13 protein-coding genes and 1 pseudogene are annotated in these 17,103 nt (G+C 41.2%); 10 read left to right on the forward strand and 4 right to left on the reverse strand.

Annotation, left to right across the window (positions count from 1 at the left end; translation table 11 throughout):
- Window positions 1-105: 105 nt before the first annotated feature.
- The 3 genes and pseudogenes from Xentx_RS03175 to rluB form a co-directional block, all read left to right on the forward strand.
- Window positions 106-675: pseudogene (locus Xentx_RS03175) on the forward strand (PHP domain-containing protein); the annotation flags it as partial.
- 18 nt (window positions 676-693) lie between these two features.
- Entirely contained in the window at window positions 694-1,314 is a 621-nt protein-coding gene (locus tag Xentx_RS03180; RefSeq protein ID WP_074018834.1) for an L-threonylcarbamoyladenylate synthase, read from the forward strand.
- Window positions 1,315-1,396: 82 nt separating this feature from the next.
- The gene (gene rluB, locus Xentx_RS03185; protein ID WP_074018835.1) at window positions 1,397-2,320 is read left to right on the forward strand and encodes a 23S rRNA pseudouridine(2605) synthase RluB; all 924 of its coding nucleotides are present in this window, start codon (window positions 1,397-1,399) and stop codon (window positions 2,318-2,320) included.
- Window positions 2,321-2,392: 72 nt separating this feature from the next.
- Here the strand turns inward: rluB and cobO are convergent, their stop codons facing one another.
- Together cobO and Xentx_RS03195 are read right to left on the reverse strand one after the other, a co-directional pair.
- A complete protein-coding gene (gene cobO, locus Xentx_RS03190) occupies window positions 2,393-2,989 on the reverse strand; it encodes a cob(I)yrinic acid a,c-diamide adenosyltransferase (protein ID WP_074018836.1) in 597 nt (198 codons plus the stop codon).
- Window positions 2,989-3,753, reverse strand: coding sequence for a YciK family oxidoreductase (locus tag Xentx_RS03195; protein ID WP_074018837.1), 765 nt, complete (start codon window positions 3,751-3,753; stop codon window positions 2,989-2,991). The genes cobO and Xentx_RS03195 overlap by 1 nt, the downstream gene beginning before the upstream one ends.
- Before the next feature lie 202 nt (window positions 3,754-3,955).
- Between Xentx_RS03195 and sohB the strand changes: the two genes are divergently transcribed.
- The 3 genes from sohB (at window position 3,956) to cysB (ending at window position 9,414) form a co-directional block, all read left to right on the forward strand.
- Window positions 3,956-5,002 (forward strand): protease SohB, encoded by a 1,047-nt coding sequence (gene sohB, locus Xentx_RS03200; protein WP_074018945.1) that lies wholly within the window; start codon window positions 3,956-3,958, stop codon window positions 5,000-5,002.
- Between the two features lie 478 nt (window positions 5,003-5,480).
- Window positions 5,481-8,078: a type I DNA topoisomerase gene (gene topA / locus Xentx_RS03205; protein ID WP_074018838.1), complete on the forward strand. Its 2,598-nt coding sequence runs from the start codon at window positions 5,481-5,483 to the stop codon at window positions 8,076-8,078.
- A 361-nt stretch (window positions 8,079-8,439) separates the two neighbouring features.
- Entirely contained in the window at window positions 8,440-9,414 is a 975-nt protein-coding gene (cysB, locus tag Xentx_RS03210; protein WP_074018839.1) for an HTH-type transcriptional regulator CysB, read from the forward strand.
- Window positions 9,415-9,513: 99 nt separating this feature from the next.
- Here cysB and Xentx_RS03215 read toward each other — a convergent pair whose 3' ends face one another.
- Window positions 9,514-10,389, reverse strand: a complete 876-nt coding sequence (locus Xentx_RS03215) for a hypothetical protein (protein WP_244149812.1) — start codon at window positions 10,387-10,389, stop codon at window positions 9,514-9,516.
- Between the two features lie 256 nt (window positions 10,390-10,645).
- Between Xentx_RS03215 and acnA the strand changes: the two genes are divergently transcribed.
- Entirely contained in the window at window positions 10,646-13,336 is a 2,691-nt protein-coding gene (acnA, locus tag Xentx_RS03220; protein WP_074018840.1) for an aconitate hydratase AcnA, read from the forward strand.
- A gap of 390 nt (window positions 13,337-13,726) precedes the next feature.
- Entirely contained in the window at window positions 13,727-14,479 is a 753-nt protein-coding gene (gene loiP / locus Xentx_RS03225) for a metalloprotease LoiP (RefSeq protein ID WP_074018841.1), read from the forward strand.
- A 144-nt stretch (window positions 14,480-14,623) separates the two neighbouring features.
- Here loiP and ribA read toward each other — a convergent pair whose 3' ends face one another.
- Window positions 14,624-15,232: a GTP cyclohydrolase II gene (gene ribA / locus Xentx_RS03230; protein WP_074018842.1), complete on the reverse strand. Its 609-nt coding sequence runs from the start codon at window positions 15,230-15,232 to the stop codon at window positions 14,624-14,626.
- Between the two features lie 362 nt (window positions 15,233-15,594).
- On the opposite strand from ribA, the gene Xentx_RS03235 reads away from it, so the two are divergent.
- Window positions 15,595-15,909, forward strand: coding sequence for a LapA family protein (locus Xentx_RS03235; protein ID WP_074018843.1), 315 nt, complete (start codon window positions 15,595-15,597; stop codon window positions 15,907-15,909).
- 6 nt (window positions 15,910-15,915) lie between these two features.
- A complete protein-coding gene (gene lapB, locus Xentx_RS03240) occupies window positions 15,916-17,085 on the forward strand; it encodes a lipopolysaccharide assembly protein LapB (RefSeq protein WP_074018844.1) in 1,170 nt (389 codons plus the stop codon).
- Window positions 17,086-17,103: the final 18 nt, after the last annotated feature.

The raw sequence follows: 17,103 nt of genomic DNA on the forward strand, positions 1-17,103 counted from the left end.
TTTTCATCAGGGCTCTTTGAAGCCGAATATATGTTTGCGACTACTGTTGTCAAAAAAGAAAAATAGGTTGCCCACTTGCATTGAGTCGGTGTCCATATAAAGTTTTTAGCGCATCAAGTTGATTTAAGGCAACAGCGTGGTATTGAAATGGGGCAACGGTTGGCCAAAGCAGGCATTGCCGATGCATGGGAAGGTGCATCTAGATTAGCCAATGGTGGACAAGTCACTCGCGGCCATTTTGCCCGTTATTTGGTAGACGCGGGAGTTGAACCGACTATTCCGAAAGTGTTCAAAAAATATCTCGTAAGGGGAAAAACCGGTTATGTCCCACCGCAATGGTGTACAATTGAACAGGCTATTGAAACCATTCACCAGGCAGGGGGACAGGCCGTGATTGCCCATCCTGGCAGGTATAATTTGTCGATGAAATGGTTAAAACGGTTAATAGTTTGGTTTAAGCAACATGGTGGTGATGCAATGGAAGTTGCACAGTGCCAGCAAGCCCCTAATGAAAGACAACAACTTGGTCAACTGGCAAGAGAATATGGGTTGAAAGTATCATTAGGATCGGATTTTCACCAACCTTGTTCATGGATAGAACTTGGGCGTAATTTGTGGTTACCCGGTGATGTTGTACCGATATGGCACGACTGGTCACGGCTTGGGACTGCATAGAAGTATAGAGGTTATTGTATGAGCCAGTTTTTTTATATCCACCCTGACAATCCACAATCTCGTCTTATTGACCAGAGTGTGGACGTACTGAAAAAGGGGGGAGTTGTCATCTATCCTACTGATTCAGGTTACGCCATCGGTTGTTGCCTTGAAAATAAGGATGCTATGACCCGTATATGTCGTATTCGCCAATTGGAAGGACGCCACAATTTTACGTTGATGTGCCGTGATTTGTCTGAAATTGCCATTTATGCTCATGTAGATAACCAGGCGTTCAGGTTGATCAAAAATAACACGCCAGGCAATTACACTTTTATTTTACAGGCGACAAAAGAAGTACCTCGTCGCTTGATGAACGAAAAACGCAAGACCATTGGCTTGCGTGTTCCTTCAAATCCTATTGCGTTGGCACTGCTGAAAGAGATGCGTGAACCACTGATGTCATGTAGCTTGATTTTGCCCGGAAATGATTTTGCTGAATCTGATCCTGAAGAGATCAAGGATACTTTGGGCAAACAAGTTGATTTAATCATTCACGGTGGTTATCTTGGGCAGCAACCGACGACGGTAGTAGATTTAACTGGGGATTCACCAGTAATTCTTCGTGAAGGCGAAGGTGATGTAACGCCTTTTTTATAAAGTGTACGATTTTTATAAAGTATACGATTCAATTTTTATTTAGTATTACGACGCCTGTGAAGGCGACAATAGAGGTTGCTCAATGAGCGATAAAACAGAAAAGTTACAAAAAGTTCTCGCGCGTTCTGGTCATGGTTCCCGTCGCGAAATCGAGGGGTATATCCAACAAGGGCGCATTAGCGTTGATGGTAAGATCGCAACGTTGGGTGATCGAATCGAAGTTAATCCCGCAATAAAAATTCGTCTGGATGGACGGATCTTAAATATCAAAGAGCCACAGAAAACAGTTTGCCGTGTTTTGGCTTATTATAAACCGGAAGGTGAATTGTGTACCCGCCATGATCCTGAAGGCCGTCCGACTGTGTTTGATCGTCTGCCAAAAATGCAAGGCGCACGCTGGATTGCGGTAGGGCGTCTGGATATTAATACTAGCGGGTTATTGCTGTTTACTACAGATGGGGAATTGGCTAACCGTTTAATGCACCCAAGCCGTGAAGTTGAGCGTGAATATGCAGTTCGTGTGTTCGGTGAAGTAGATAATGCAAAACTTCGTCAATTGACACAAGGTGTACAACTGGAAGATGGCCCTGCCTCGTTTAAGACCATTGCGTTTAAAGGTGGAGAAGGTATTAATCAATGGTACAACGTCACTCTGACAGAAGGCCGTAATCGCGAAGTCAGGCGGTTGTGGGAAGCGGTTGGTGTTCAAGTCAGCCGCCTGATCCGTGTGCGTTATGGTGATATTGATCTGCCAAAAGGTTTGCCGCGTGGTGGTTGGGCTGAGTTGGGATTGGAACAGACTAACTATTTACGTCAGTTGGTTGAGTTGGATGAAGAGATTGTGACTAAAGTCGCTGTTGGGCGCGATCAACGCCGCGTTAAGGCTAATCAGATCCGCCGTGCGGTAAGACGACATAGTCAGGTTGCATCCCGTCCAGCGGGGAAACGTCCTGCAAGCAGTTCTCGTCAGAATGCAGGGAAGAAAACGACATCTAAAGGTCGTTAATACACTCAAGCAAGCCGCTGTTTCAGCCCATATCAGCATTTATCTAAGTTGATACTGAAACAGCGGATTCATTTACCAATCAACGCCTTTTTGTGCCTTGATTCCGGCATTAAACGCATGTCTTACTGGACGCATTTCCGTAATCGTATCGGCATATTCCAGTAATTCTCGATGGCATCCTCTGCCAGTGATAATTACACTTTGATGAGCAGGACGCTGTTTGAGGGCAGTCAGAACATCGGTCAGTTCTAAATAACCGTAACTGACCATATAGGTTAATTCATCCAGTACCACCAGGCGCAATGAAGGATCAGATAACATTACTACAGCCTGTTTCCAGGCTGTCTGGCAGGCTGCTGTGTCTGATTCGCGATTTTGAGTCTCCCATGTGAAACCTGTTGCCATCACATGGAATTCAACACCTTGTTGTATCAGTAAGTTTCTTTCACCGCTTTCCCATGTCCCTTTAATGAATTGGATAACGCCAGCACGTTGTCCATGTCCGATTGCACGAATAACTGTGCCAAATGCAGCGGTAGTTTTTCCTTTACCGTTTCCTGTGAACACAATGACAATCCCCCGTTCTTGCTGTGCTGCTTCAATACGGGCATCGACTTTTTCTTTCAGGCGTTGTTGCCTTTTCTGGTACTGGCTGTTATCTCTGGTCATTATTCGGCTGGTCCCGCTTTGCGTCCGGGTTGAGCATCAAAACTGATGCCGGAATCATTTCGGCTGTCATCTCCCATTACATAAAGATAGACGGGCATAATATCCGCTGGTGTTTTTAACTTAGCGGAGTTTTCATCAGGAAAGGCACTTGCTCGCATGTTGGTACGTGTTCCGCCGGGATTGATGCAGTTAATTCGCAGGGAAGTCTCCCGATATTCTTGTGCTAAAACTTGCATTAGGCCTTCTGTAGCAAATTTGGAAACAGCATATGCTCCCCAACCACTTCTGCCTTCACGGCCGACACTGGAGCTGGTGAAAACCAAAGAACCGCTGGTGGATTTTAATAATAGAGGAAGTAATGCCTGAGTCAGCATAAAAGTGGCATTGACATTTACCTGAATCACTTCATGCCAAAGTTGAACAGGCTGTTCGACGATAGGGGAAATAGCGCCAAGAAGTCCTGCGTTGTGCAAAACACCATCCAAATGTGAGTAGCGCTGTACCAGATCGTTGGCGAAAGTTTGGCATTCTTCTGCAGTCACTGTCAGCAGATCCATCGTATAAATGTCAGGAGGTAAACCACCATCGTTTGCAATTTTTTGCCTGACTGCGTCCAGTTTTGCGGTAGTACGTCCCAGCAAAATAACTTGTGCGCCGTGGCGAGCATAAGTCAGCGCGGCTTCGCGCCCAATGCCATCGCCAGCACCGGTTATTAAAATGATTTTTTGTTGTAGCAGATGATTATTGGGTTGGTAATCAAACATCGGGCAATCTTCCTGCATTACTTGTGAATTTATGATTTGCCATTTTAGGATGGTTCCCGTCAAATTTGCACTAGTTGGCAAAAAATTAGCAAAAAGTAGAATTCCAATTGAGACCAGATTGAACAAACTGTTAGAGCAAGGCATTCGGTTTTTAGTTAGAATGGAACAAACATATTGTTCATCAATTAATAAAGGTGGAGCTGTGGAATATTTGTCTCTATACGGATTGTTCTTAGCCAAAGTGCTCACGGTGGTCTTAGCAATCATCATTCTGGCGGTCGTTTGTATCGGATTAGGTGTACGTAAGACAATGCACAAAGGGGAATTGAAGCTGACTAATCTTGGTAAGTCATATAAGGAAAGACAGCGCCAGATGCAGCAGGCTCGAATGAGTGAAGCAGAACAAAAAATTTGGCAAAAAACATTTAAAAAACAGCAAAAAAGTGACGCTAAACAGAAAAAAATGGAAGCCAAAACGGGTCAGAAAGGTATACAGAAGTCAAATCTTTATGTTTTGGACTTTAAAGGTAGTATGGATGCCCGTGAAGTGGATTCACTCCGCGAAGAGATCAGTGCAATACTGGCCGTGGCCGATAAAAAAGATGAAGTTTTGCTGCGTCTGGAAAGCCCTGGTGGTGTGGTTCATGGATATGGACTGGCAGCATCTCAATTGGTTCGTTTGCGGCAGAAAGGGATACGCTTGACAATCGCCGTGGATAAAGTAGCTGCAAGTGGTGGATACATGATGGCTTGTGTGGCGGATCGTATTATTGCTGCACCATTTGCAATTATTGGTTCCATTGGCGTTGTGGCTCAAGTACCAAATATTCATAGGTTATTGAAGAAAAACGATATTGATGTTGAATTGCATACTGCTGGTGAATATAAACGTACTCTAACTGTTCTGGGAGAAAATACTGAGCAGGGTCGCAAAAAATTTCAGGAAGATTTAAACGAAACGCATAAATTATTCAAATCATTTATCCATCAATATCGTCCGTCTTTGGATGTGGAAAACGTAGCTACTGGTGAGTATTGGTACGGTACACAAGCAAAAGAAAATGGGTTGATTGATGATGTGGATGTCAGTGATGATTTTCTGATTGAAAAAATTGAACATTGTGAAGTAATCGGCGTCAATTATTATCGCCGCAAACGTGCCATAGACCGTTTGATGGGGAGTGCAATGGAGAACGTTGACAAATTGTTTATGCGTTGGTGGCAAAGGGGAGAAAAACCTTTGCTGTAACGGAAAAATCAATTATCAAGAACTGTCGCAGATATATGCGGGTAAATAGAGGAGATTTATATAACCTTTATTGCCTGCATATTTTTTGACAAAAATTTCATGTGTGTTAATGATTTCATTTGCTTTTTCCGGTGACTATTCTCGCTTAATGGGCATAATTTCAGTTTTCATTTATTGTGCTCCTTCAAGAAATAAGTTGTTGCGCATCGTTTTTTATCAGGTAGAGTGTGGGCTTTTCGTCATGCAGATGGAAGATTTTGTTTACAACTGTTAAAACATACAATTGCATGGTTTGTGTAGGTATATAAAATACCCTAAATATTTCAAAGGGTTTTGCGCTTAAACAAAAGTACAAGATAAAAATTAGTTGATATCTTGCAAATCTATCGCAATATAAAAAGAGGTTTTATTTTATATATCGCAACATAACGCCGTGATTTTCGCCATCTGAAAAGAAGATAATTAGGTAAAGGTAACTATGGCTAAAGCTCTTGTTATAGTAGAGTCCCCGGCAAAAGCCAAAACAATCAATAAATATCTGGGGAATGACTATGTTGTAAAATCCAGTGTAGGTCATATCCGTGATTTGCCGACGAGTGGGACAGTGAGTCAAAAGAGTTCAAGCTCATCTACCGATAAGAACAAAAAGAAAGTAAAAAAAGATGAGAAAACGGCGCTGATAATTCGTATGGGCGTCGATCCTTATCATGGTTGGGAAGCGAACTATCAAATTTTGCCAGGTAAAGAAAAAGTTGTTTCAGAGCTGAAAACGCTGGCTGAAAAAGCTGATCATATCTATCTTGCAACGGACCTTGACCGCGAAGGGGAGGCTATTGCCTGGCACCTGCGGGAAGTGATTGGTGGGGATGATTCCCGTTTCAGTCGGGTTGTATTCAATGAAATTACCAAAAATGCAATTACACAGGCTTTTGATAATCCTGGTGAATTGAATATTGACCGTGTGAATGCCCAGCAGGCTCGCCGTTTTATGGATCGCGTTGTAGGTTACATGGTTTCCCCGCTATTGTGGAAAAAAGTTGCCAGAGGTTTGTCCGCTGGTCGGGTGCAATCTGTCGCAGTTCGCCTTGTGGTTGAGCGGGAAAGAGAAATTAAGGCATTTGTGCCGGAGGAATATTGGCAACTGCACGCAGATTTAATGGCGAAGGATAATACTGCCCTCCATATGGAAGTGAGCCATGAGAAGGGAAAACTATTTAAGCCCGTAAATGCGCAACAAACGCAGTCAGCAGTATCTTTGCTTGAGAAAGCGAGATACAAAGTCATTGAGCGTGAAGATCGTCCGACATCCAGTAAGCCGAGTGCACCATTCATTACTTCAACATTACAACAGGCTGCAAGTACACGGCTTGGGTTTGGGGTTAAGAAAACTATGATGATGGCACAACGCTTATATGAGGCTGGGTATATCACTTATATGCGTACTGACTCAACTAACTTGAGTCAGGATGCGTTGGAAATGGTTCGTGATTATATCAGCAACCATTTTGGTGATAAATACTTGCCAAGAAGTGTTAATGTTTATAGCAGTAAGGAAAATTCTCAGGAAGCCCATGAGGCGATTCGCCCTTCTGATGTTAATGTCATGGCAGAAGAGTTGAAAGATATGGAAACTGATGCACAAAAATTGTATCAGCTTATCTGGCGTCAATTCATTGCTTGTCAGATGACCCCTGCGAAATATGATTCCACGACATTGATCGTTCAGGCTGGCGATTTTGAGTTACGCGCCAAAGGCCGTACTCTGCGTTTTGATGGTTGGACAAAAGTCATGCCGACGTTGCGCAAAGGAGATGAAGATAATACTTTGCCGATGGTGGAAGTGGGCACAGAGCTTGATTTGCAACAGTTGATACCAAGCCAGCACTTTACAAAACCACCTGCGCGTTTCAGTGAAGCGTCCTTGGTCAAAGAGTTGGAAAAACGCGGGATTGGTCGTCCATCGACTTATGCATCAATTATCTCAACTATTCAAGAGCGTGGTTATGTTCGCGTTGAGAATCGGCGGTTCTACGCAGAGAAAATGGGTGAAATCGTTAACGATCGTTTGGAAGAAAACTTCAACGAATTAATGAACTATGATTTTACGGCAAGAATGGAAGACCAGCTCGATCATGTAGCCAATAATGATGCGAATTGGAAAAGCGTTCTGGACGAGTTTTTCTCTAATTTCAGTGAGCAGCTTGATGTAGCCAGTAAAGAACCAGATGAAGGTGGAATGCGTCCGAACCCGATGGTGATTACCTCAATTGAGTGTCCGACCTGTAGCCGCCCAATGGGAATTCGTACTGCAACAACAGGGGTATTTCTTGGCTGCTCTGGTTATGCGTTATCCCCTAAGGAGCGATGCAAACAGACGATTAACCTTATCCCGGAAAATGAAATCCTAAATATCCTGGAAGGGGATGATGCTGAAACCAATGCATTGCGTGCTCGTCGTCGCTGTAAAAATTGTGGTACAGCGATGGACAGTTATTTGATTGATAACCAGCGTAAATTGCACGTATGTGGTAGTAACCCAGAGTGTGATGGTTATGAAGTTGAAGAAGGTGAATTCCGCATTAAGGGCTATGATGGTCCGATAGTTGAATGTGATAAGTGCGGTTCAGAAATGCACCTGAAAATGGGACGTTTTGGTAAATACATGGGTTGTACAAACGAAGGATGTAAAAATACCCGTAAAATTTTGCGTAATGGGGAAGTGGCACCACCGAAAGAAGATCCTGTTCCGTTACCTGAGCTGGCATGTGAAAAATCGGATGCCTACTTTGTTTTGCGTGATGGTGCAGCCGGAGTATTTTTAGCAGCCAACACTTTCCCTAAATCTCGCGAAACGCGAGCACCATTGGTTGAAGAGCTTGTTCGGTTCAAAGATCGTTTACCGGAAAAATTGTGTTACTTAGCGGAAGCACCTGTTGCTGATCCTGAAGGGAATAAAACAGTTGTTCGTTTTAGCCGTAAAACTAAACAGCAGTACGTTTCGTCAGAGAAAAATGGCAAAGCTACCGGATGGGCTGCATTTTTTGTTGAAGGGACTTGGGTTGTGAAAGAAAAGTAATCGATCTTTAAGATGAATTTGTGCATTATATCCTCATTTATTGGGTATAATTCATAGAAATATATTTAGAGAGATATTTCTTTTTTTATAAGAAATGTAACTTTTCTTTCTAAAAAGCCAGTTCTATGGACTGGCTTTTTTTATATTTCAACAAAATTAAAACACAATATATCTGCAACAGGTGCTTGATAATAGTTACTCAACTTAATTATTTGTTATATAAATATATAGCAGGTGTTATAGTGGTTATATTCTTACAAATATATATTCTATATAGTTATAAGTGAGTAACCATTAGCAATATAGAAATTGGTTAAACTACAAAACGTTCATACTTTTGATTATTAGGGACAGTGCTGATATGAAATTACAGCAATTGCGTTATATTGTAGAAGTGGTTAACCACAATCTAAATGTATCTTCTACAGCAGAAGGGTTGTATACCTCTCAACCGGGGATCAGCAAACAAGTCAGGATGCTCGAAGATGAGCTGGGGATTCAGATATTTGCTCGTAGTGGTAAACATTTGACGCACGTGACTCCGGCTGGTGAAGAAATTGTCCGTATTTCACGTGAGGTTCTGTCAAAAATTGATTCAATTCGTTCTGTTGCTAGTGAACACACTTATCCCGATCGTGGTTCTTTATATATAGCAACCACCCATACACAAGCAAGATATGCTTTACCTCCAGTTATTAAAGGCTTTATTGAACGTTATCCCAATGTATCACTGCATATGCATCAAGGTTCTCCAACGCAAATTGCGGAAGAGGTATGCAAAGGAAATAGTGATTTTGCGATAGCAACAGAAGCACTGCATCTCTATAGCGATCTGATTATGTTACCTTGTTATCATTGGAACCGTTCTGTTGTGGTGACGAAAGATCACCCTCTTGCTAGTAGACAGAATGTGACAATTGAAGAACTGGCTGAATATCCGATTGTAACCTATACGTTTGGTTTTACTGGGCGTTCTGAGTTGGATGTTGCTTTTGATCGGGTTGGTTTGAAACCTAAAATCGTATTTACAGCAACAGATGCTGATGTGATTAAAACTTATGTGCGGTTAGGGCTGGGCGTTGGTGTGATTGCCAGTATGGCCGTAGAACCCGTTCAGGACGGTGATTTAGTACGTATTGATATGCGTGATCAATTCGGTTACAGCACTACCAAGATAGGATTCCGGCGTAGTAGTTTCCTGCGCAGTTATATGTATGATTTTATTTGGCGTTTTGCACCACATTTGACGCGTGATGTTGTGGATAAAGCTATTGCATTACGTTCCAATGAAGAAATCGAAGAAATGTTCAAAGATATCGAATTGCCGATAATATAAAAAGATATTTAATGTCAGTAAGATAGATATAAAGAAGATAGATAGTGTCAAGAAGATTAGGCCACCTCCAAGCAACAGGGAGGTGGTTGATCTTTTATTTTATATCCCCTTGGGGAGCATTGTCTTAAATTCACCACTGAAAAAATTGTCAGAATCTTCAATTGAAGATTTTTGATTTTTAAGGATGAAATTATCGAAAGCTGTTTTAACTTCATGATTTTCTAACGCTTGATAATTAAATAAGGAAATACAAGAAGAATAAGTAAATTCAACATTAACGTTCTCGTTAGAAGCACAGTTTGACGTTACTTCTGAGTTGGTTCTGTCAAAATCTATTTTATAGAGTTTTATTTTAGGGACATACATGATCCGATCTTCAATTCCAATTGCTTCAACAACACTGGATAATGTGAGAGTGGAATAATGATCTCCATTCCGTTTTAAACCTAGCCTTATAGCATCACCTTGTTTTTGCAAGAAATCGGAAAAGCTTTTCAGGTTCGGGGAGTTTGCATTTAAAATAATATCCATGATGAGTTGGAGTAAATTTGTTGCAATAGAAATTCCTTTCATTTCATGCTGATAAGTTTGGTTTTCGATATTCATGATGCTCATTAATGGCAGTTTTGCCATGATATCTCCCCAAAATTGAATGTCAGTCTTATATTCTTTGCCATGGATATTGGTATATTTGGTGATATAGTCGACGGCTATTGAAGAAAGGGTGATCTGCATTTTTTTGATTTCATTCATTTTCTGTATAACACTGGTTTTATCAACAATATTCGAAGTAATAATAAATTGGACAAGGCTATCTGTATCACTAACTTTATAATCCGACAAGGAAAATTTATCTCTAATGCCAATGCCAGCCGAAAAAAATTGGTCTGCTTGTTGTATACGGCTTAGATAATATTGGTATTCTTTATTTTTTTCTGTATCCATAATTTTTCCTCCAATTTCTAATAAACTCATTGAGCACTCTGAATATACCTTCATTTTTCAATTTAAAACCTATTAGCCAGAAATGTGTAGAAAATTTAGAGCTAATTCAATAAAACTATCATGGCGTGAATAAAACATATCTACTTTGGAGGTGTCATCATTAAAATTTATCAATAAATGAGGATTTACAGCTAATTAGTAAAATATGCGGTCACGGAATAACAAATATTTTCTTATATGTTATGTTTAATGGTAGCTAATCATCAATAATAAGAAAGGAGGAGTTATGTCGTTTAAATTGAAAACGAACTGTGCTTCAATGCTCTCGATTGGAAGCAAATCCACTGGCAGTAAAACCTATCACTATTACAGCTTACCTCTGTTATCTGAACAATTGGGCGATATATCCCGCCTGCCAAAGTCACTGAAAGTTTTGCTCGAAAATCTCTTGCGCAATGTTGATGGTGAATCAGTGGTGGAAGATGATTTGCGGGCGCTGGTGGAATGGCAAAAAACCGGTCATGCAGACAGGGAAATTGCTTATCGCCCCGCCCGCGTACTTATGCAGGATTTTACAGGCGTGCCGGCTGTCGTAGATCTTGCTGCAATGCGGGAAGCTGTGTTGAAACTCGGTGGAAATGTAGAACAGGTTAATCCATTATCCCCTGTTGATTTGGTGATTGATCATTCGGTGATGGTTGATAAATTTGGCACTGAACAGGCATTTTCAGAAAACGTCCAGATAGAGATGGCACGTAACTATGAACGTTATCTGTTCTTGCGTTGGGGGCAGAAGGCCTTTAATCGTTTCCGCGTTGTCCCTCCTGGAACGGGGATTTGCCATCAGGTTAACCTGGAATATTTGGGGAAAGCCGTCTGGTATGAAAATCAGGATGGTGAGGATTTTGCTTATCCTGATACGTTGGTCGGAACAGATTCTCACACAACCATGATTAATGGGTTGGGTGTTTTGGGATGGGGCGTAGGAGGAATTGAAGCCGAGGCAGCAATGCTGGGGCAGCCAGTTTCCATGCTGATCCCAGATGTTGTTGGCTTTAAACTGACCGGAAAATTGCAAGAAGGGATAACAGCAACTGACCTTGTACTGACTGTGACGCAGATGTTGCGTAAGCACGGTGTTGTGGGTAAATTTGTTGAGTTTTATGGTGATGGATTATCTGATTTGCCGCTGGCAGATCGGGCAACTATTGCCAATATGTCTCCTGAATATGGTGCAACTTGTGGTTTCTTCCCTGTTGATGACATTACATTATATTATATGCGCTTAACGGGGCGTCATGAAGAAGAAATAGCTTTGGTTGAAGCTTATTGCAAAACTCAGGGTCTATGGCGTAATGCTGGGGATGAACCTATCTTTACTAGTGCCTTAGAGTTGGATATGTCGACGGTTGAAGCAAGTTTAGCTGGGCCGAAACGTCCTCAAGACAGGGTGGCATTGGGAAATGTACCGCAAGCTTTTCAGTCTGCTACGCAATTGGATATCCATAAAACTCAAGAGCACTCATCAGCGGTATCAGTGACTTTAGATAACCAAACTTTTTCATTGCAAGATGGTGCTGTGGTGATTGCTGCCATTACCTCTTGCACAAACACCTCTAATCCCAGTGTATTGATGACAGCGGGATTACTTGCCAAAAAAGCGGTTGAAAAAGGTTTGCAGCGTCAACCATGGGTTAAAACTTCACTGGCTCCTGGTTCGAAAGTTGTGACAAGTTATTTAGAATTGGCAGGTTTCATGCCATATCTGGAAAAACTTGGTTTTAATTTAGTGGGATATGGTTGCACTACCTGTATTGGTAACTCTGGGCCATTGCCTGATCCTATTGAAGCTGCGATTAAGCAAGCTGATTTAACCGTTGGAGCTGTGCTTTCCGGTAATCGAAATTTTGAAGGGCGCATTCATCCTTTGGTGAAAACTAACTGGTTGGCATCACCGCCGCTGGTGGTAGCTTATGCGCTTTCTGGCAATATGAAAAAGGATCTGACACGAGAGCCTATTGGGAAAGATCAACAAGGTAATGATGTTTACTTGAAGGATATTTGGCCTGATAGTACAGAAGTTGCAGAAGCGATTGAAAAAGTCAGAACCGAAATGTTCCATAAAGAATACGATTCTGTGTTTGATGGTGACGAAGATTGGCAATCCCTGCGTGTCGAAAGTTCAGCGACTTATGCTTGGCAGCCGGATTCCACCTATATACGGCATCCCCCTTTCTTCAGTGATATGACGGCTGAACCTAAACCTGTTACAGACATTCATCAGGCTCACATTTTGGCGATCTTGGGGGATTCAGTTACGACAGATCATATTTCCCCTGCGGGAAACATCAAGGCTGATAGTCCTGCCGGACGTTACTTACAAGAACATGGTGTTGCTCCAAAAGATTTTAACTCTTATGGCTCAAGACGTGGCAACCATGAAGTCATGATGCGAGGGACGTTTGCCAATATTCGTATTCGCAATGAGATGGTATCAGGAGTTGAAGGAGGATATACCCGTCATATTCCTTCACAATCCCAACTTGCTATTTATGATGCTGCTATGCGTTATCAGGAGGAAAAAATACCATTAGCCGTTATTGCGGGGAAAGAATATGGTTCAGGATCAAGCCGTGACTGGGCTGCAAAAGGAACAAGATTACTAGGGGTTAGGGTTGTGATTGCAGAATCTTTTGAACGTATTCATCGTTCTAACTTGATTGGTATGGGGGTTTTGCCATTGGAGTTTCCTAAAGGTATTAATCGCAAAACGTTAAACCTGACGGGAGAAGAGAAAATTGATATTACAGAATTATCTAACATTCAGCCTGGGCAGACAATTGCAGTGAAAGTTACCTATACCAATGGACGGGAAATTGTGATTGATGCCCGTTGCCGCATTGATACGGGAACAGAACTGGCTTACTTCTATCATGATGGCATTTTACATTATGTGATTCGTAATATGCTGAAATGACAAAATTGTCATAAATAACTCGAATTTTGGATAATAATTGGATAATAAATTGAACTAAAGCCTGTTCCAAAATCAGAATTTTAAGCCAATAAAAAATCGATCTAAAAAGGAACAGGCTATAGACAAATTAGTTGAAATTTTCTGTAAAGAATCGATAAAAGAGTGATCTGGCATTTTAAGAACTCATTTAAATAAATGAAAAGCTATTTTTTTTAAAAATTTAAACTAAATTATTCTACTTATAATTTGATTATTTTTTAAAAATGCTATCAGTTTCACATAATCATAAATATTGGCTTTTATTCCTATTGTGATTTTTAGCAAAATTCATAGTCTTTCAATGCTCTGAAAATACTATAGTTGCATGTATTGCAAAGGAAAAACAACATTATGAAAATGAAAGCTCTTGTTGCAGTAGCTGTTTCTGCTGTAATTCTGACAGGTTGTAAGAATCTTGATCAGGGAATGCTGGCTCACTCCGGAATGCAATTATTCCAGGCGGCGACATTAGGTGATTCTGATGTCAAACGGTTATCTGACCAAGCATGTAATGATATGGATGCACAGAATAAAATTGCATCGGCATCCAGCCAATACACTAAACGCCTGAATAAAATTGCCAAAGCATTAGGTAACGAAATTAATGGTACACCGGTTAATTATAAAGTTTATTTGACTGATGATGTGAACGCATGGGCAATGGCTAACGGTTGTGTGCGTGTATACAGCGGCTTGATGGACATGATGAACGATAATGAAGTCGAAGGCGTTCTAGGCCATGAAATGGGTCACGTAGCACTGGGCCACACCCGTAAAGCAATGCAGGTTGCTTATGCTACAGTTGCTGCACGTACCGCAGCTGCATCAGCCGGTGGTGTAGCCGCACAGCTGAGTGATTCTCAGCTTGCAGCGCTGGGTGAAAAACTGATCAATTCGCAGTTCTCACAGCATCAGGAAAGTCAGGCTGATGATTTCTCTTATGATCTGCTGAAAAAACGCAATATCAAAACAGAAGGTTTAGCAACTAGCTTCGAGAAACTGGCTAAATTGGGTAGTGGTAAAACCAGTATGTTTGATTCACACCCGCCTTCACAGGAGCGTGCTCAACACATTCGTGATCGTATCGCAGCAGACAAGAAATAGTAAGTTTTGTATAGATTGTAGCGGTGTCAGTGGCACCGCTTGACAGTCGGTGCACCACCCCAATTCAGTAACATTATTAGAAATAAAAACTGCGCCCACACCGACGCAGTTTTCTTATATTTTTAGAAATTAATTGGAAAACTTTTAGCTTGATTTGAACAATAAATGACCCATTCGGCTGGCTTTGGTATCCAAATAATGAGCATTTTTGGGATTACGCCCTACAATCAGTGGGACACGTTCGGTGATATTAATGCCCGCTTCTATCATCATTTCAACTTTTTTAGGGTTGTTAGTAAGAAGGCGAATTGCATTAATATGCAACAACTTATACATATCTGAGCACAGGGTGAAATCTCTTTCATCGGCAGCAAAACCTAATTGATGGTTAGCCTCAACAGTATCAATACCTTGATCCTGTAAAGCATAGGCACGAATTTTATTCAGCAAACCAATATTTCGGCCTTCCTGACGGTGGTAGAGTAAAACGCCACGACCTTCTTGACTAATTTGCGAAAGCGCAGCTTCTAATTGAAAACCACAGTCGCATCTCAGGCTGAATAAAGCATCTCCAGTGAGACATTCTGAGTGGATCCGCGATAATACAGGTTCATCACCAGAAATATCACCAAAAACAAGAGCGACATGATCGCGGCCTGTTTTGATTTCTTCGAATCCAATCATTAAAAACTCGCCCCATGGCGTAGGTAATTTTGCTTCAGCTACTCGTTTTAGCTGTATTTTTGTATTCATATGTTGATTTAACTCGTTATAAATATTGCGGTACTTAAGACAATACCGGTTGAGAAATCAGCTAAAACTACGCAAGAAATTCTCTCTGATTACAACGCATGCACGCCGATGCATTGTAACAGAAGTTATTTAATATAGATGAATATAAAGTATCAGGTTCTTTAATGATAAACATATTAACATGCTAAACTATAGGCAGATTTTTATAGATATATTTATCACAAAAAGAAGGAAATCAGCATTTGTTGCAATAAATTGCTTCCTTTACGTAGACGTATGTAGACGAGAAATGCTAATTTAACACGCCACTATGTCTGTTATTTGGCATAACCAATCAGCAACAATAGATAACAGGAAGAAATGTGAAATATTTTCTGATCTTATTACTGGCATTGGTTGTTTTTGTTATCTCAGTGACACTGGGTGCAAATAACAATCAGATAGTGACGTTTAATTATTTGATTGCTAAGGGTGATTACTCTGTATCTACACTACTGGGTGCATTGTTTGCTGTTGGTTTTATCCTCGGTTGGGGCATTTGTGGGTTTTTTTACTTACGCGCCAGTATTTCTTTGCGACATGCAAAACGCAAAATCAAGCGACTGGAAACTCAAGTGGGGCAACCATCTGAATCATCCAAAAAAGTCGTATCTACTGTAGTATTAAACAAGGAATAATTCTCCATGTTAGAGCTGTTGTTTCTGTTGCTTCCCATTGCTGCTGCCTATGGCTGGTATATGGGGCGCAGAAGTGCTCAACAAGATAAGCAACAATCTGCTGACCGTCTTTCACGTGAATATGTTGATGGTGTTAATTTTTTACTTTCTAATCAGCAAGATAAGGCGGTAGATTTATTTCTTGATATGCTGAAAGAGGATAGTTCCGCATTTGAAACCCACCTAACACTAGGAAATCTATTCCGTTCCCGTGGTGAAGTTGAAAGAGCCATCCGTATTCATCAGTCCCTGATGGAAAGTGCTTCCCTGACGTTTGAACAGCGTTTGCTTGCGATCCAACAGCTTGGGCAAGATTATATGGCTGCGGGAGTCTATGATCGTGCTGAGAATATGTTCATTCAGCTAGTTGACGAAACTGACTTCCGTGAAAATGCCTTTAATTCCTTGCTAACCATTTATCAGTCAATTAGTGATTGGAATAAAGCTGTTGATATCGCCGAAAAACTCGTAAAACTGGGTAAGCACCATTTTCGGGAAGAGATTGCCCATTTCTATTGTGAGTTGGCATTGCAATGTATGGGCAGTGACGATTTTACTGATGCGATCGGCTATTTGAACAAAGCGTCTCAGGCGGATAGAAACTGCGCTCGTGCTTCTATTATGTTTGGTCGTATTTATATGGCTCAAGGGGAATATCTTAAAGCAACCAATGCGTTGAAACGTATTCTCGATCAGGATAAACAATTGGTTAGTGAATCTTTGTCAATGTTGCAAGAATGTTACCAGTATTTATCCCAACAGGATGAATGGCAATCTTTTTTACAACGCTGTGTAGAAGAAAATTGTGGTGCTATCGCCGAACTTCATATGGCCGATATCCTTGAAAGGAGGGAAGGACGTGATGTCGCCCAAAATTTCATTAACCTCCAATTGGAACGTCATCCAACAATGAGGTTGTTTTATCGTCTGATGGATTATCATTTGACGGAAGCGGAAGAAGGTCGGGCTAAAGAAAGCCTGATTCTTTTGCGTAATATGGTAGGTGAGCAAATTCGTACAAAACCTGATTATCGATGCTATAAATGTGGTTTTACTTCCCGATCATTATATTGGCATTGTCCATCATGTCGTTCTTGGGACTCTATTAAACCGATCCGAGGATTGGATGGCCAGTGACAGTCACTATTATGCTGC

The organism is Xenorhabdus thuongxuanensis, assembly GCF_001908095.1.
GTDB lineage: Bacteria > Pseudomonadota > Gammaproteobacteria > Enterobacterales > Enterobacteriaceae > Xenorhabdus > Xenorhabdus thuongxuanensis.

Excerpts from the sequence above, each read along its gene's own strand:
- ribA (WP_074018842.1), bottom strand. The coding sequence starts at position 15,232 with ATGAATACAAAAATACAGCTAAAACGAGTAGCTGAAGCAAAATTACCT.
- Xentx_RS03215 (WP_244149812.1), bottom strand. The coding sequence starts at position 10,389 with ATGAGTTTATTAGAAATTGGAGGAAAAATTATGGATACAGAAAAAAAT.
- cobO (WP_074018836.1), bottom strand. The coding sequence starts at position 2,989 with ATGACCAGAGATAACAGCCAGTACCAGAAAAGGCAACAACGCCTGAAA.
- acnA (WP_074018840.1), top strand. The coding sequence starts at position 10,646 with ATGTCGTTTAAATTGAAAACGAACTGTGCTTCAATGCTCTCGATTGGA.
- cysB (WP_074018839.1), top strand. The coding sequence starts at position 8,440 with ATGAAATTACAGCAATTGCGTTATATTGTAGAAGTGGTTAACCACAAT.
- Xentx_RS03180 (WP_074018834.1), top strand. The coding sequence starts at position 694 with ATGAGCCAGTTTTTTTATATCCACCCTGACAATCCACAATCTCGTCTT.
- lapB (WP_074018844.1), top strand. The coding sequence starts at position 15,916 with ATGTTAGAGCTGTTGTTTCTGTTGCTTCCCATTGCTGCTGCCTATGGC.
- rluB (WP_074018835.1), top strand. The coding sequence starts at position 1,397 with ATGAGCGATAAAACAGAAAAGTTACAAAAAGTTCTCGCGCGTTCTGGT.
- topA (WP_074018838.1), top strand. The coding sequence starts at position 5,481 with ATGGCTAAAGCTCTTGTTATAGTAGAGTCCCCGGCAAAAGCCAAAACA.
- Xentx_RS03195 (WP_074018837.1), bottom strand. The coding sequence starts at position 3,753 with ATGTTTGATTACCAACCCAATAATCATCTGCTACAACAAAAAATCATT.
- loiP (WP_074018841.1), top strand. The coding sequence starts at position 13,727 with ATGAAAATGAAAGCTCTTGTTGCAGTAGCTGTTTCTGCTGTAATTCTG.